Genomic DNA, 15,348 nt, shown 5'->3' on the forward strand with positions numbered 1-15,348 from the left:
CAGCGGAATATTTCACCTCCAGCGGTGGGCAAAATTTCCAGCTAAATCCACGTTATGCCAGTCTGATTGAGCCCACAGCGGACTTCAGCGGTATCACAACGAGAAATTTCTGTCATTTTCGCCAAATCTATGGTGAAAAGCCTGCGCGCGCTGGCTTCAGCGCGAGCCACTCTTAATCGATAAGCATCATGAACGTATCACTGAACTGGTTAAAAACACACCTCGACATCTCTGACTATAGCCTAGAGAAAATTGACGATTTGCTCACCTTCGCGGGCATCGAGGTAGAAGGCGTTTCTCAAAGCGGAGTGCCATCAGACAAAGTCGTGGTCGCTCAGATCAAGTCCGCCGAACAGCATCCAGATGCTGACCGACTCAAAGTTTGCCAAGTAGACGCCGGTGAAGGCGAGCTCCGCCAGATCGTTTGCGGTGCACAAAACTACTCCGTTGGCGACAAAGTCCCATGCGCCCTCCCAGGTGCAGATCTTGGAAACGGCTTCCTTATTAAAGAAGGCAAACTGCGCGGCGTCGCCTCCCTTGGCATGCTCTGTGGTGCTGATGAAATTGGCCTCGTCTCAGAAGAAGACGGTCTATTTATCCTACCAGCTGATTCTGCAATCGGCACCAAACTCGTCGACCTCTTCCCTAGCGATACCATCATCGAGGTTGAAGTCACTCCTAACCGCCCAGACCTACTTTCCCACCTCGGCATGGCTCGCGAACTCGCAGCTCTCGCCAAAGTAGAACGCAGCCAGCTGGAAATTCCATCCGCTGAAACCACGCCAGCTGGTGATGACATCGTGCTCAGCCAGCCAGCTCAAGGGCCATACTATACCGCCCAGAAGATTTCTAACGTCAAGGTGACTGACAGCCCTAGCTGGCTGAAAGAACGCCTCGAAGCCATCGGCCTGCGCCCAATCAACAACGTCGTCGACATCACAAACTACGTGCTCCACGAGCTCGGCCACCCGCTGCACGCCTTTGATGCCGCTAAAGTAACTGGCGCGCTCGACATCCGCCTAGCAGCTGATGGAGAAAAATTTGCCGCCCTCGACGAAAACGACTACCAGCTAGAATCTAGCGACCTCGTCATCAGCGACGCGTCTGGCCAAGTGCTCGCACTAGCTGGCATCATGGGAGGAGCTGATAGCGGCGTCACCGAGACCACAACCGACGTGATTCTCGAGTCAGCCTATTTCACTCCATCTGAGATTCGCCGCACATCGCGCCGCCTCAACCTCAGCTCAGATTCATCTTACCGTTTCGAGCGAGGCTCAGACCCGCAAGCCGTTCTCAATGCCTCAGCCTATGCCGCTAAGCTGATCTGCGAAATCGCAGGTGGCCAGCTAGATGGCGCCACTCAAGTAGCCGGTGAAGCCCCAGTGCTCACCCAGCCAGTAACTCTGGACGTCGCCAAGCTCGACCAGCTGATGGGCGGATCTATCACTCTAGCTGAAGCCGAAGCTATCCTCATTTCATTAGGGTTAGAAAAAGGCGAAGACAACCAATGGATCATCCCATCATTCCGCCTCGATCTGCAGCGCCACATCGACTTGGTAGAAGAAATTGCCCGCGTCCACGGACTCGACAAAGTAGAGAGCCGCTACACAGGTACCTTTGTTGATGAATCTCCAGTGGACAAAGCCTACGACGCCCAGATGGCGCTGCGCTACAAGCTGGCATCACTTGGTTTCTACGAAGCGCAAACTATCAAACTGATTGCTGAAAAATCACTCGATGCCACCGTTGCTCAGCTCGGTGACGCGCTGCCTCAGCGACCACTGCAAGACGGCGACCTCGTCAAAGTAGCTCTGCCGCTTAGCGAAGATCACGCCATCATGCGCCCGAGCCTAACTCCAGGTCTCGTTGCCACCGCTGCACGCAACCTGCGCCAAGGAGCCAAAGCACTGCGCTTCTTCGAAATGGGTCGCCAATTCCGCAACATGGGCGGCGGCAAAGCCAAAGATCTCGAAGCTGATTCTCTAGCAATTCTCATTTCTGGTGAACTCCAGCCAGCCAGCTGGGCGAATACCAAACCATCTCTAGCTGATCTAGCTGACGCCAAAGCCATCGTTGCCCAACTCCTGCCTCAACAGGACGTACAGATCAACAAACGCGACCGCGACGGATTTATCCTCGCCGGTGATGTGCTCGCTGACGGCAAGCCAATCGGCGCCATCGCCCAACTGAAACCATCTCGCTGCCGTGAACTCGGTACTGAGCTGCCAATCTACGTTCTCGAGCTAGACCTCAAGAAACTCCAACAGCTCACCAGCGAAGATAGCCCAGTCAACCCGCTGCCTCAGTTCCCTGGCTCAGCGCGCGACTCAGCGATCGAAGCTCCGCTGAGCTTAGCTAACGGAGAGATCGAAAAAGTACTCGGCAAGTACAAAGAGCCGCTGCTAGTTGAATTCCGCTGCACCGACATCTTCGCCGATCCTAGTGGCGAGAAGATCGCCGCAGATAAAAAGTCCATGACCTACAGCTTCATGTACCGCTCAGATAAAGGCACACTGAAACAAAAAGAAGTCGATCAAGCACACCAAAAACTGCTCGATCACCTCACCAAATCACTGCCTATCAGCTTCCGATAGAAATTTCAAACCACCCCCAAACAGAAAGATCCCAGCGCTCACCGCGCTGGGATCTTTTTTTGTTATGAAATGATTGTGCTAGAGCACGCAGAAATTAGAATCTGTAAGTAAGACCTGCTTCTATACCGAAGAGGTTGTCGAATTTATTGAAGTCACCTTCAAAATCACCATAGACTTCATAAGCGCCATCTGATGGGTATTTCACATCATAATCGTTAATCCATAAGTAGCGTAAATTAACGTTGAAGGCCCAATGCTCGGTGATTCGCTGCTCAATGCCAGCTACCGCATCCAAGTAGATAGATGTCGTATCTCCGCCACCACGATAGGTTGAACTCATATCTGGTGCTTTATAGATCAGAGAGTCATTGATAAATGCTAAACCAAGGCCTACACCTGCATATAACTGAGTGCTGGATGTAAGTGAGTAAGACGCACGGTACGCCGCCCCAATTCCGAACACATCGACGTCAGATGAACCAAAATATCCATATCCATCATAGCTCTGCTCATCATTGAAGTAGAACATCTCTAATGAAAAGCTGTTGATTGCATCTAGCTGATAGCCAAAGTTGGCAAATACATAAGGAATTTCATCGTCAATAAATTGGCCACCACCAACAGTAACATAGCTAAGCCCCGCATCATCAGCTGGCAGATAGGCGCTATGATCTAGGTCTTTGGCTTGAGCTGACGCAGCTAACAGGGCCACCGCTGAGAGAGAAATGATAGAATTTTTTTTCATAGTTTTGCTTAGTCATGAAACCTAACCCACAGCCGAGGACAAACCATTGATTAGGTCGCGCCGATAACAAGCAAAATCCTTTCAGCTGTAAACTACTAATTATTGATACATAGCTAAAGATTCTTCTACCAAGCTAACAACCAAGCCATTACAAAACAAAAAAATACCCCCAGCGCGAGGCGCTGAGGGCATTCACTTACCTATGAATTCACAAGAATCCAAAAACTATTAAAATCTAAATGTCAGGCCCATCTCAACGCCAAACATCAATGGTTCAAGTTCGTCGTTTCTGATAGTAAATGAGCCGTAATCCACGTCATAATAACTCACATGCATAAGTCGCATACCGATGTTAGCATGTAGGTTATGGCTGAGTTTTTGGTCCAATCCAAATACTGCATCCATATAAAAGGTAGTCGCGTCGCCGGTGTAGCGGCCCCAATAGCCATCACTGTCACTCCACGTCAGCTTGGAATCAACAAACATTGCCCCTAACGAACCACCAAAATAAAGCTGCGTATTAGGTCCAACAGGATGATAGGCTTTATAGGCTAAGCCGATACCAAAGTAGCTATCGTCGTAAATATCGTCGACCCAATCACCGTAGCCGTAATCGTAAAAGTAACCCTCACTATTGTCGAAGAAGGTGAACTGCAGTGATACCGAGCTGAATTCGTTCAGATGGAAGCCGATGTTCGTAGTATATACGGGTTCGCTGAGGTCAAACAATGTCCCTACAGTACCTGATAGAAAGAGCCCTGTGCTCTCATAGCCTTGGCCAGGAGCCATTGGCGCTGGCTGCTGAGGCGCTTGCTGTTGGCCTGAATAATATCCATTCTGCGCCACCGCTGCTGAGACGGCCAATCCACTTACACAAATTATCTCTTTAATCATATCTCAATAAATTCTTGTTATTAAGCAGCTAGCTAGTCGCAGCCACTGCCCAGAAATAGACGGCCCGTCCGGTCATTTTATTCAATCCACCAAGACCAATGACCGAACGAGTGTCTCTAAAAAACGTTAGAAGCTGTAGCTCACACCCAGCTCGAGGCCAAAATAGACGTTGTTGAACTTCCCTGTAAACTCACCCAAGTCATAGTCAAAATCATTATCGTTAATGTAGTACATCCGCGCGCCCAGTTGGACAGATAAGTTTTGGTTGATCATCTTTTCGATTCCAACCTTCGCGTCTGCGTAGGCGCTCCACGAACTATCATCAAAGTAAAATTTTCCAAAGAACATGCTGCTCATCGTCAAGTCAGACTCAAGGTAGGCTGCTCCTATGCCGCCGCCGTAATACCAGTTCAGAGTTTCCGTCAGAGGCTCTGTACGCTGGTAAGATATACCTATTGACGTCTGATATAGTTTGTTAGTCACTTCATAGTGAGATGACATTCCGGTACCATTGTCCTTGAAGCGCATTAGCTGCAGAGACAGGCTACTTTTCTCATCAAGATGATAACCCAGACTCAGGGTAAAATATGCTTCCTGAGTATCAAACATATTACCCACGCTCGCTGAGGTGAACCAGCCACCATCTTTGCGCAGCTCTAGGTAATCGATACGGGTATCGTCCAGCGATGGCACCAGCATGTCATTGACGCTAGCTGGCTGGCTTCTTTTGTCTACAGAAGTCGGTGTTGGCTCCACAAGCATGTCATCAGCTACTACTGATTGAACTCCCACTGCACAAAGCGCCATGGCGCCCATCATTAAATGTTTCATTTTGCCTAATTGGATCGGTTTTAATTCCCCCCACACTCACCCGCATGGGTACTTCAATCACATTAACCGCAGCCAAAATTGCAACCAATTCATTTTCAGAAACATGCGTCCATTCAATTTCACCACCACTACACAACTCACTGAAAACGAAAGGGATAAAACCATTCATTCAAATACTCAATTTATTAAAACCATAAAGCCAAAAACACCTTACTCATTCATTATCAACAACAAGAGACTAGCCTGTTGATTTATCAGATCTAATAGCCAATAAAAGCAAACTAACAAACTCGTCAATCATGACAAAAACGAACGCTCTGCAACCGTTGTCACTACAGCAAAAACTAGCCCACAGGTAAAAATTAGGTCATCAATGACATCTTTATTTCTTGGCAGCCCAATGCATCTCTCTAGAGTATTGCGGTTATGGGTATGCAATCTGTAAAAAGTGTTCCAGTAGAGATCTACTGTAGAGTTCTCAAGGTAGCCTCACACATCACAGAAGCCATTATCAATGACGACAAGGTCATGCATCAGGTGCACGTCCAGCGGCTACGATCGCTTTACGATGAATACATCATCACCAACGGCGGCGCTCATCCCTTTCTTATCGAAACCATTGCAGACTTCACCGAAGACCTTCCCGAAGCTGTGATGTGGTACCAACTTGCCATCAAAGAATCGGCCAAGTACCCAGACGAGCCGGTATACACCAAGCAAATCTCAGCTGGAGAGCGCCTCATCTTCTGCAGCAACCGCAGCATGCACGAGCAGGCTGCCGCCTTCCTCACAGATGGCCACCGCGGCGCGCTCGAAGAAGAAGACTGGGAGTGGATTGGCCGCTCTGGTGATCTACTCGAGCAGATGCCCTAAAAGCTCAGCGCAATAAAAAGACTCATAAATTATCTTTGCATTCAGCCAGCTCAATTAGCAGCTGGCTGAAATTCACTACCTCTATCTGAGTCACGAGATCGTCACTCATTCGCGCATGACATAGCTGGCCGACCAGCTACTTCAGCCAGATGATCTATTCATCAGCTAGGATCCAGCTGATGCAATAAAATGCATTCCTGATGAGTCACCCACTTGACTAATTTAAACAACCTGCAAAACTGGTAAACCCAATAAGGGTAAATCAATAACCGTACCCAGAAATCGACGTGTCACCCACAGAGCAGCAAAGGCCGCAATCCCATCCTGAAAAAAATTCATCAGCTAGTGATCTTGTATCATCTATCCATATAGGCGCTGGCAGTGTTAGTATGCTAGTTGGCAGCTACGCAGATGATCAGCAAACCATTTCAGCAGTTGATTTTTTAGAGCAGCCATTGCCTCTAGCTAGAGATGTATTTGGCGAGGGCACCATACGTCGAGATACGGTTGAGAGGATTGTGAAAATCCTCAAAGACTTCCGCGCTGCGCTCAGCGAGCTAGGCATCCCAGACGGCATGCCTAACCGCGTGGTAGCCACCAACATCATCGCCGAATCTAGCAACCGCGACGCCGTTCTCAACCGCGTGCAAATCGCCTGCGGCATCAGCGTTGAACCACTAGACGACGGCGAAATGACCCGGCTGATCTACATGCAAAGCCAGGCGCTGCTGAAATCAGTAAAATCACTTTCCAACAAAAATACCTTAGTCGTTCACGTTGGCCCCGGAAATACGCGGGTTCTTTATTTCTCCAATGGCAACATTGCCCAGTACTCCAGCTACCGGCTCGGCAGCTTCCGTGCCTATCAGGCGATCCAGAAAAGCCAAGCCAAAGGCAAAGCGCTGCTCTCCATGCTGCAACAACAGACACGCGCCAGCATCGACAGCATCCTCTTTGACTATCAAAACCAGCAGATTGACCAGATGCTCGTCATTGGTCACGAAATGCAGTTCATCAGCCCTCACCTATCAGCCGCTAATAGCGAAGGAATCACGCCTCCTGAGCTGCGCTCATTCTTGAGTAAAATCGCGGACATGGGAGCCGACAAACGAGTCAAAAAATACCACCTCGACTACGCTCACGCCGACTCACTCATCGCCGCGGTAAAGATCAACTCCAGGCTGGCTGAAGCATTTAAAGCTGAGCGCGTATTCATCCCTAGCGATGATTACGAAACTGAATTGTTAGCAAACCTACCAAACTCTACCAACTTCACCGTACGCTTCCAACAAGTAGTCCGCCAATCAGCCATCTCCATTGCGAGCAGATATAAAATCGACCTCAACCACGCCAAGTTAGTTGAATCATTAAGCACGACCATATTTGATAAACTAGCACCACTACACAACCTCGGAGCCAAAGAAAGGCTGCTACTCAGCACTGCCGCCATCCTTCACGAGACAGGTAATTTGATCAGCGCCAGCTCGCACCACAAACATTCCTATTACATCATTCGCCATTCCGAAATCTTTGGACTCAGCTCCAAGGATATTGAAATTGCTGGGCTCATCGCACGCTACCACAGACACTCGATGCCCAAACCGTCGCACGAAGGCTACAAGGAACTCAGCCGTGAGAATCGCATGTTAGTCAGCAAACTAGCGGCCATCCTAAGAGTCGCAGATGCGCTAGATCGCACTCACGCACAGCGTATACAAGACATCGACATCAAGCTCAGCAATCAACGCATGAGGATTTCTATCACCACCCAGCGAGACATCGCCATTGAGCAGCTCGCCCTCAAAGAAAAGGCAGACTTATTCCGCGACATCTACGGACTCGATGCCTCACTAGAAGCCCAGCCACCGAAACAATTCTAAGCGCAGACCATCCCATGAATCCATCACACTTTATCAACCGCGAACTCAGCTGGATCGAATTCAACCAACGGGTGCTAGACGAAGCACTCAACCCAGATCTACCGCTGCTAGAGAGGTTGAAATTCCTCGCCATCTCGGGCTCTAACTTAGATGAATTTTTCATGGTTCGCATTGGTGGCTTGATGTTATTGCACCAAAGCGGCAGCCGCAAAAAAGACATCGCTGGCCTCACCCCCTATCAACAACTCACCGAAGCTAGAACTCGGCTAGACGAGATGTTGATGTGCCAATATCAACTGCTCAATGAAGAGCTGATTCCAGAACTTGAGCAGCAAGGCATTCGCCAAATTCACGATTTCAACCAGCTAGAAGGCAGCCAGATCAGCGCGCTTGAGCGGGTGTTCCACGAGAGCGTCTATCCAGTAGCTACGCCACTAGCCATAGACAAAGATAGAGACATTCCGTTGTTCCCAGATCTACAAATCGCCGTTGCCTGTTTACTCACTAACGACGATAATGAAGAACCGCGACTAGCCATCATCCCAGCGCCTAACCACGTGCCTAGGTTCATCGAAGTTCCTGACGAAAAATGGCTCAGCTACGTCACCATCGAGGACCTACTCATCAAGCACCTGCATGATTTCTTCCCCGGTGAGAAAGTCAAAGCAGCTGCTCCATTCCGCGTTACTCGCAATGGAGACATCACACTCAATGACGAGAATGCGCTCGATCTAGCAGACGACATGGAAGACATTCTAGCAGCTAGAAAACACAGCACTACCGTGCGGCTAGAAACCGTCAAAGGAGTTTCAGCTGAGCTGCTCACTGAACTGCAAGAAGTATTTGGCATCAGCAAACGCGAAACCTACAGAATCCCCGGTCTCATTGATCTCAAATCACTGCTGCAAATCGCCTTCACCAATGGGTTTGAAAAACTCAAAACCGACTCTTGGGCACCTAGCAGATCACCTCAAGTTCCAGCCCACCAGTCGATCTTTGAAACACTGAGTGAGGGTGATGTCCTACTCTATCACCCATACGAATCATTTGACCCAGTCATCAAGCTGATCAAAGAAGCGTCTGAGGATCCTAACGTTCTCGCGATCAAACAAATTCTCTACCGTACCGCATCTGATAGCCTGATTGTTGATGCGCTCATCAAAGCGGCGGAAAATGGCATTCAAGTCACTGTGTTAGTTGAGTTGAAAGCACGCTTCGACGAAGCGCGCAATCTCATCCGAGCAGACGAACTTCATCGCGCTGGCGCAACTGTGATCTACGGAGTGAAGGGTTTAAAAACCCACGCCAAGTGCGCGCTCGTGGTGCGCAAGGAAGAAGGACGCATCAAACGTTACTGCCACTTTGGCACCGGCAACTACAACGAAAGCACGGCTAAACTCTACACCGATGTTTCCCTGCTGACCTCAGATTCCAGCTACGGATCTGATGCATCCGCATTTTTCAACTCGGTATCGGGCCGCACACAAATTCCTAACTACCAGCATATCGTCGCCGCCCCCTACCATCTCAAGCCACACCTGCTAGAGCTCATCCAGAGTGAGCAACAGCGCGCCAAACAGGGAGAAAAAGCCTACATTTGGGCGAAGGTGAACAGCCTACAAGATCCCGATATCATCAACGCGCTCTACAAGGCATCGCAAGCAGGAGTTAGTATCCGTCTCAACATTCGAGGCATCTGTTGCCTGCGCCCAGGCGTGAAAGGTCTATCTGAAAATATTAAAGTCACTAGCATCATCGACCGCTACCTAGAGCACGCGCGGGTCATGCTCTTCCACCAAGGTGGCCAAGATCGTGTCTATATTTCCTCAGCTGACTGGATGGTGCGCAACTTAGAAAAACGTGTCGAACTTCTCGTTCCTGTACTCGATACTGGCGCGAAGAAAAGGCTCATCAAATTGCTAAAAACTCACCTTGATGACAACGTCAAAGCCCGCCACATGTTAGCTGACGGCAGCTACAAACTGCTCAGCGCAAAATCTGGCAGCAAACAAATCCGCGCGCAAGAATCACTACAGAAAGCAGCGGTGCGCCGTGCTCGCCGAGCTGAACGCGAGCGCTCAGTGATTCTCGAGCCGCACATGCCAAAGGATTAATAGCTAGCTCAGCTAGAAATTTGATCTAGCTGGCTGGAAATTCAAAAAGTTAAAAGCCCTGATGGAGTGGGATCCATCAGGGCTTTAATGTAACGGTGCTTGGGGGGTGTATTTAGGAAATCTTTAGTTAGCCGCAGTGGCTTTACGTTTATCAAGTGATTCTTTTGACTGAGCGTCGGCCCATTCGTCAAATTCGTTAGCGTCGATCACCTCAATGTAGCCAAGCATGTTAGCGTGACCTTCACCGCATAGCTGGGCACAGACCACTGAGCTTTCCATGATTTTCACTGGCTTGAACCAGATAGGAATGTCTTTACCTGGAATGCAGTCCTGTTGGATACGCATTGGTTTGATAGCGAAGTTATGAATTACATCCTTAGAACCTAACTTAACAATTGCTGAGCGATTGACAGGAAGCTTGAGGCTTGAGCCGAGGAAGTCGTCATAACCATTAGGATCATTAGGATCAAGCCCAAGTGGGTTAGCGTCGCCAATAAAATGCGGCGAGGTCCGGCCAAACACACCATCTTTGCCTGGATATTGATAACGCCACGCATATTGTTCACCCACAACGCGTACTCGAGTCGCGTTAGGCTCACGGCGAAGGACGTCTGAGAAGCTCTTGGCGTCAGCGCGCTCAGCCCACAGCGGGAAGGCAAAACCTAGCAAGAAGATCGCTTCGACGATAACCACACCAATTTCGAGATGAGATGAGGCGTGGTTTTTCACACCTGAGTATTCAGCTTTTGGATTGCGGCGGTGCCAGAATCGGAAAAGTGTATAGAGGAAGAAAATCGTCCAGCCAACAAAGAGAACAAGCATCAACCAATGAACAAATTCGTTCTGTTGGTCAACTTGACCTCCGTGCTCGGAGTAGTTTTCAGGTAAGCCAAGGTATTTGGTAAGCATAACAAATAGGGTGAGAAAATATTGAGTTAGGAAACAGGTGGATGGTCTTGCAGCTCAGGTGGGAGCGCTGCGGCAGATCTACGAGCGATGCGGATGATGAAAAAGAAAATCGCACACAAGACCGGCATGATGATGCACAGCATGAAGAGCATGGCGTAGCCAGCTGCTAGGCTGTCTTTATGGTCCGGGCCATTGCCCATGCATACGTAGCAAGCGAGTGTGTTGATTTGATAGATCATAACTGAGCGCTGAGTTTTTTGATTTTAGAATAAAAAAGCACGCCGTAGACAGGCAGGATAATCATGCCGAGCCCACATGCTCGGCCGATGATTTTGATCATCGAATCATCACCGGTTGGCTCGAGCGTGAATGCCCAAGTGGTGATGAATGCACAAAATAGCGTGGCTAGAGTGACAAAGAGAATGTGGAAACCTTTCAGAGACATGATTAGCTTTCGGTTACGATGCCGCTTCTAAAGACATCTTCGTTTTCAAATTGGATAGGATCAGCTTTGCTCCAGCCGATGAGCCAGACCATGCAGATGGTGAAAATCACGGCAATTCCCATGGAGAAATATACCATAAATTTCTCGCCGGTGAAGTGCATGAAGATCATTAGAACCAGCGATGCCTTGATGGTAGCAATGAGCAAACCGAGGATAAGGTCAGCAGTATCAAAGCCGTGAACACCGATATCGAGAGCTGGAATCTTAGCCACCGCTACGGTGACCACCGTACCAATAAACAGGATTGCTCCAACAATCAGGAACTTCTTCTGTGACTTTTTAACTTCTTCAATTGAATGAGCCATTTGATAAAAATAGTTGAGGTTAAGAGGATTACATCAAATACATGATTGGGAACAGGAAGATCCACACCAGATCGACAAAGTGCCAGAACAGGCCACCGACTTCCACGCGGTTAGCCAGCCACTCTGGGTTCTTGCGGTACATGCCAGTGCCGAAGAAGAGATAATAAGCTAGTACAATAGCACCACCAATAACGTGTAGGCCGTGTAGACCAGTCATGGTGAAGTAGATGGCGTAGTAGTTATTCCAAGCTGGAGTAAATTTGGATTCAAACAGAACCTGCTCGCGGGGAATCGTTAGCTTAGGGAAATTGTATTTACCGCTCTTGTGATCAGCGCCGGTGAAGCCAGCAGTCATGCTCGGGTAAGCGTCTTGGATCTCTTGGTGAGTCAGGTCGTGCAGGTCTTTGCCAGCTTTTTGCAGCTCTTCGAGAGCGACAATTTCTTTCCAGCCCATACGGTAGCGATCAGCTTCGGTAGGCACACGCTTGGCGACTTCGTTGCCGTTAGCGTCTGTCTTTGTCTTGTACTCTTCCAGCAAGTGCTGTTCGAGTTTTTCCACTACGATGAGGTGGTTATCCCAGAGAGTTTTGATGCCTTCATCTTTCAGCAACCATGAGTTTGCAATGGCAGCTTCAGGGTCGATGCCCATTTTTTCAGCCTGCATCACCGTGTGGCGGAATGAAATCGCATCCACATCGAGAACGATATCACTATTGCCCATGGTTCCAGCTAGCGTCGTGCCGTCGTTGAGCACGATAGATCCGCTGTCCCCTTCTTTGTCGCTTGCACTCTTGTAGATTTTCTTAGGATCAATGTGCAGCGCGATAGGAGAGGTTGCTTTGAATGTCAGTGAGCCCACAGCAGTCTTCAAATCACCAGCTGGAATAGCGTCCACCAGCTCTTTGTATTTGTCGTTTTGCAGCTTCTTGCGCTCGGCGTTGCGGTTGTTCTCGCCAGGAGTTTCCTCCTTAGCGAATTTCCATGACTGACGCAGCTTATCTTCGAGGATTTCAGCATTGTTAGCGCGGTTGTTAATAAACAGCTCTTTAGCTTGGCTGAGCATGTCCACGGAAATGGCTTGGCCAGCTGGGAAGATTTCCTCGCCGTCAACCACCAGAGCTTTTTCTAGCTGGAGTTTGCCGTCCCACTCAGCTGAAAAATCAGCGTAGTATGACTTGGAAAACTTAAATAGATCGATGGATACAGTTTCCGCCTCGATAGTAATTTCAGTGCCTTTGAGACCCTCATGCGGGTGCAAATGACCTTCAACCACGGCGTAGTCGTTAAGACGCACCGCTTGGTGGTGGAACTTGGCATTGTACTCCATGCCCTTGAGCACCATGAACAATCCAGCGCAAAGCACCGTGATGCTCATATAGATGCGGAACTTCGTCAGCTCGCGCAATTTCAATGACGCCCAAGCCATCACCACAGTAACGGATGATGCAATGAGGATGAAGGTATTGATCAAACCTGGCAGCACTGGCAGTGCGCGCTCTGGCCACGGGTAATCTGCGTAAACACGCAGGAAGATGTAGGCTGAGAACAGGCCGCCGAAGAGCATGACCTCTGAGGCCAGAAACAACCAGATAGCAATCTTGGAGTTCGTTAAGCCAGTGTCCTTACGAGGATTGACGATATATGGAATTTCCATGGTATTGTGTTGAAATAGGGTTCGTTAGACGCGGGGAGCTGGGTGATTAGGCGTCTTTATTAGTTTCGGCTTTTGGCTTCACAGGCGCTTGCCACTGCGGGTAGTAATCTTCGTCCACTTCTGGGCGTGAGTACTCGTAAGGGCCACGGTAAACGATTGGCTCCTTAGTAAAGTTGCCATGTCCTGGAGGGGTTGGAGTTGCCCACTCGAGAGTGGTCGCATTCCACGGGTTATCATTTTCCACCTTCTTGCCCCAAATCCATGCGGAGAGAACGTTGATGATGAATGGCAGCTGGGCGACAGCGAGCAGCCAAGCAGATGTGGACATCAGGATGTTGAGGTCAATGTGTTCGGCGACTACTTTACCAAAAACGTTAGCGCTTTCTGGGTCAGTCACCACATAGGCGTCACCACCATTATACCAGCGGCGGTGGAAACCAGCCATGCCCTGAATCAGCATTGGGAAAAACAGGAAGTTGATGAGAATCAATGACGGCCAGAAGTGCAAATGAGTGAGCACCTTGCTCATGTAACGCCCGCTGATTTTTGGATACCAATGATAGATACCAGCAAAGAGACCAAACAGAATGCCCGGTGCTACCACATAGTGGAAGTGACCGATGACGTAGTAGGTATCGTGCAAGTGCAGGTCGAGCATGCTGAATGCCAGCGGCAGACCAGTGAGACCACCGATACCAAACATTGGTAGGAAGGCACAGGCCCACATCATTGGTGGTGTGAAGCGGATAGATCCACCCCAGAGTGAAATGATCAAACAAGTCAGCAGAATCACTGACGGGATAGAAATCAAGTTAGTGGTAGTTTGGAAGAAGGTAGAAATCGCTGGTCCCATGCCAGTCATGTACATGTGGTGAGCCCACACGATGAATGAAAGGAAACCGAGAACGAGCACACCGTAAACCATGGACTTATATCCCCACAGCGGGCGGCGTGTGTTTACTGGGATAATTTCAGCCACACAAGCAATCGCTGGCAGCAGCAGAACGTAAACCTCTGGGTGACCGAGGAACCAGAATAGGTGCTGGAAAAGAAGTGGTGAACCACCACCAGCTGCATTTACCAAACCAATCTCGCGGTGATAGAGACCACTTGGCTGGAAGAAGCTAGAATCCCATACGCGGTCGACCAGCTGCATGATGCCAGCTACTTCGAGTGGTGGGAATGAAAGAAGAAGGATGAAACCAGTAACGAGCATTGCCCATACCAAGAATGGCATGCGGAACCATGTGAGGCCCTTAGCGCGCAGGTTAATGATCGTGGTGATGAAGTTTACCGAACCGAGCAGCGATGAAGTGATCAAAAAGACCATGCCAACAAGCCACTGAGTTTGACCAGTCATCCACTGGTTTGGGTGCTGAGTATCAGCGAAAAATGAAAGCGGTGGGTAGTTTGTCCAGCCAGACTTAGCAGCGCCAGATGGCAAGAAGAAGCTAGCACACATGATGATGCCACCCACTAGGTAAAGCCAGTAGCTGGCCATGTTGAGTTTTGGAAAAGCCATGTCCGGCGCACCAATCTGCAGCGGCGTCACGTAGTTACCAAAGGCACCAAATCCGAGCGGCACCACCCCAAGGAAAACCATGATCGTTCCGTGCATCGCACCAAACATGTTATAGGTCTCGCCCGGCATTTTACCATTCTGCAGCCACTGAGCCTTCCAGGTATCATTGAGGAAAAAGCTCATCCATTCCGGCACAGGCTCGTTAGGGTAAGCGATGCTCCAACGCATCATAATCATCAGGTAAAAACCAAACAACAGAAACAACATGGCGGTGAGGCCGTATTGAATCCCGATCGTCTTATGATCGGTTGAGAAGATATACTTCTGTATGAATCCAGGGTTGTGGTGATCAGCGTGGTCGCTCATGAATTTAGGGTAATCTTTTAAGTTAGCACTTAGATTGTTTGAGGTCTTCGCATTTCTTGCTCCAGCGTTGGCATTATCTGCCTTTAACTATCAGATCCGAACTGCAAAAAGAGGACTCCGAAGAGTCCCGTAGTTTGGGTGGGGTGATTGGGTGAG

At 49.3% G+C, this 15,348-nt stretch carries 13 protein-coding genes; 4 read left to right on the plus strand and 9 right to left on the minus strand.

Annotated elements, in window-relative coordinates; genetic code table 11:
* The first annotated feature begins 188 nt into the window (after positions 1–188).
* Complete coding sequence (pheT, locus tag JIN82_RS04340) at positions 189–2,594, plus strand: phenylalanine--tRNA ligase subunit beta (protein ID WP_200310415.1); 2,406 nt, start codon at positions 189–191, stop codon at positions 2,592–2,594.
* Between the two features lie 94 nt (positions 2,595–2,688).
* On the opposite strand, the gene JIN82_RS04345 is transcribed toward pheT, so the two are convergent.
* From JIN82_RS04345 to JIN82_RS04355, 3 genes are all read right to left on the minus strand, one after another.
* Positions 2,689–3,339, minus strand: a complete 651-nt coding sequence (locus JIN82_RS04345; protein ID WP_200310416.1) for an outer membrane protein — start codon at positions 3,337–3,339, stop codon at positions 2,689–2,691.
* Between the two features lie 228 nt (positions 3,340–3,567).
* Positions 3,568–4,233, minus strand: coding sequence for a hypothetical protein (locus JIN82_RS04350; RefSeq protein WP_200310417.1), 666 nt, complete (start codon positions 4,231–4,233; stop codon positions 3,568–3,570).
* A 126-nt stretch (positions 4,234–4,359) separates the two neighbouring features.
* The gene (locus JIN82_RS04355; RefSeq protein WP_200310418.1) at positions 4,360–5,064 is read right to left on the minus strand and encodes an outer membrane protein; all 705 of its coding nucleotides are present in this window, start codon (positions 5,062–5,064) and stop codon (positions 4,360–4,362) included.
* A gap of 432 nt (positions 5,065–5,496) precedes the next feature.
* Here JIN82_RS04355 and JIN82_RS04360 point away from each other — a divergent pair, with 432 nt between their 5' ends.
* From JIN82_RS04360 to ppk1, 3 genes are all read left to right on the plus strand, one after another.
* Positions 5,497–5,937 carry a hypothetical protein gene (locus JIN82_RS04360; RefSeq protein WP_200310419.1) on the plus strand — a complete coding sequence of 147 codons (441 nt, stop codon included), beginning with the start codon at positions 5,497–5,499 and terminating at the stop codon, positions 5,935–5,937.
* A 389-nt stretch (positions 5,938–6,326) separates the two neighbouring features.
* Positions 6,327–7,817, plus strand: coding sequence for a Ppx/GppA phosphatase family protein (locus JIN82_RS04365; RefSeq protein ID WP_200310420.1), 1,491 nt, complete (start codon positions 6,327–6,329; stop codon positions 7,815–7,817).
* Between the two features lie 14 nt (positions 7,818–7,831).
* Positions 7,832–9,931 carry a polyphosphate kinase 1 gene (gene ppk1 / locus JIN82_RS04370; protein WP_200310421.1) on the plus strand — a complete coding sequence of 700 codons (2,100 nt, stop codon included), beginning with the start codon at positions 7,832–7,834 and terminating at the stop codon, positions 9,929–9,931.
* Between the two features lie 123 nt (positions 9,932–10,054).
* On the opposite strand, the gene JIN82_RS04375 is transcribed toward ppk1, so the two are convergent.
* From JIN82_RS04375 to JIN82_RS04400, 6 genes are read right to left on the minus strand one after another with little or no spacing between them, the layout of a single operon-like run.
* The gene (locus JIN82_RS04375) at positions 10,055–10,840 is read right to left on the minus strand and encodes a cytochrome c oxidase subunit II (RefSeq protein WP_200310422.1); all 786 of its coding nucleotides are present in this window, start codon (positions 10,838–10,840) and stop codon (positions 10,055–10,057) included.
* A gap of 26 nt (positions 10,841–10,866) precedes the next feature.
* Positions 10,867–11,079 carry a hypothetical protein gene (locus tag JIN82_RS04380; protein ID WP_200310423.1) on the minus strand — a complete coding sequence of 71 codons (213 nt, stop codon included), beginning with the start codon at positions 11,077–11,079 and terminating at the stop codon, positions 10,867–10,869.
* Positions 11,076–11,285 carry a hypothetical protein gene (locus tag JIN82_RS04385; protein WP_200310424.1) on the minus strand — a complete coding sequence of 70 codons (210 nt, stop codon included), beginning with the start codon at positions 11,283–11,285 and terminating at the stop codon, positions 11,076–11,078. The genes JIN82_RS04380 and JIN82_RS04385 overlap by 4 nt, the downstream gene beginning before the upstream one ends.
* Positions 11,286–11,287: 2 nt before the next feature.
* Positions 11,288–11,650: a cytochrome C oxidase subunit IV family protein gene (locus tag JIN82_RS04390; protein WP_200310425.1), complete on the minus strand. Its 363-nt coding sequence runs from the start codon at positions 11,648–11,650 to the stop codon at positions 11,288–11,290.
* A gap of 28 nt (positions 11,651–11,678) precedes the next feature.
* Positions 11,679–13,304 carry a cytochrome c oxidase subunit 3 gene (locus JIN82_RS04395; RefSeq protein WP_200310426.1) on the minus strand — a complete coding sequence of 542 codons (1,626 nt, stop codon included), beginning with the start codon at positions 13,302–13,304 and terminating at the stop codon, positions 11,679–11,681.
* A gap of 46 nt (positions 13,305–13,350) precedes the next feature.
* Entirely contained in the window at positions 13,351–15,192 is a 1,842-nt protein-coding gene (locus JIN82_RS04400) for a cytochrome c oxidase subunit I (protein WP_200310427.1), read from the minus strand.
* Between the last annotated feature and the right edge of the window lie 156 nt (positions 15,193–15,348).

The sequence above is a fragment of the Persicirhabdus sediminis genome (assembly GCF_016595495.1).
GTDB lineage: Bacteria > Verrucomicrobiota > Verrucomicrobiia > Verrucomicrobiales > Akkermansiaceae > Persicirhabdus > Persicirhabdus sediminis.

What these genes read in the sequence shown, in the direction of transcription:
- pheT (WP_200310415.1), top strand. Translation starts at nt 189, where the DNA reads ATGAACGTATCACTGAACTGGTTAAAAACACACCTCGACATCTCTGAC.
- JIN82_RS04345 (WP_200310416.1), bottom strand. Translation starts at nt 3,339, where the DNA reads ATGAAAAAAAATTCTATCATTTCTCTCTCAGCGGTGGCCCTGTTAGCT.
- JIN82_RS04350 (WP_200310417.1), bottom strand. Translation starts at nt 4,233, where the DNA reads ATGATTAAAGAGATAATTTGTGTAAGTGGATTGGCCGTCTCAGCAGCG.
- JIN82_RS04355 (WP_200310418.1), bottom strand. Translation starts at nt 5,064, where the DNA reads ATGAAACATTTAATGATGGGCGCCATGGCGCTTTGTGCAGTGGGAGTT.
- JIN82_RS04360 (WP_200310419.1), top strand. Translation starts at nt 5,497, where the DNA reads ATGCAATCTGTAAAAAGTGTTCCAGTAGAGATCTACTGTAGAGTTCTC.
- JIN82_RS04365 (WP_200310420.1), top strand. Translation starts at nt 6,327, where the DNA reads ATGCTAGTTGGCAGCTACGCAGATGATCAGCAAACCATTTCAGCAGTT.
- ppk1 (WP_200310421.1), top strand. Translation starts at nt 7,832, where the DNA reads ATGAATCCATCACACTTTATCAACCGCGAACTCAGCTGGATCGAATTC.
- JIN82_RS04375 (WP_200310422.1), bottom strand. Translation starts at nt 10,840, where the DNA reads ATGCTTACCAAATACCTTGGCTTACCTGAAAACTACTCCGAGCACGGA.
- JIN82_RS04380 (WP_200310423.1), bottom strand. Translation starts at nt 11,079, where the DNA reads ATGATCTATCAAATCAACACACTCGCTTGCTACGTATGCATGGGCAAT.
- JIN82_RS04385 (WP_200310424.1), bottom strand. Translation starts at nt 11,285, where the DNA reads ATGTCTCTGAAAGGTTTCCACATTCTCTTTGTCACTCTAGCCACGCTA.
- JIN82_RS04390 (WP_200310425.1), bottom strand. Translation starts at nt 11,650, where the DNA reads ATGGCTCATTCAATTGAAGAAGTTAAAAAGTCACAGAAGAAGTTCCTG.
- JIN82_RS04395 (WP_200310426.1), bottom strand. Translation starts at nt 13,304, where the DNA reads ATGGAAATTCCATATATCGTCAATCCTCGTAAGGACACTGGCTTAACG.
- JIN82_RS04400 (WP_200310427.1), bottom strand. Translation starts at nt 15,192, where the DNA reads ATGAGCGACCACGCTGATCACCACAACCCTGGATTCATACAGAAGTAT.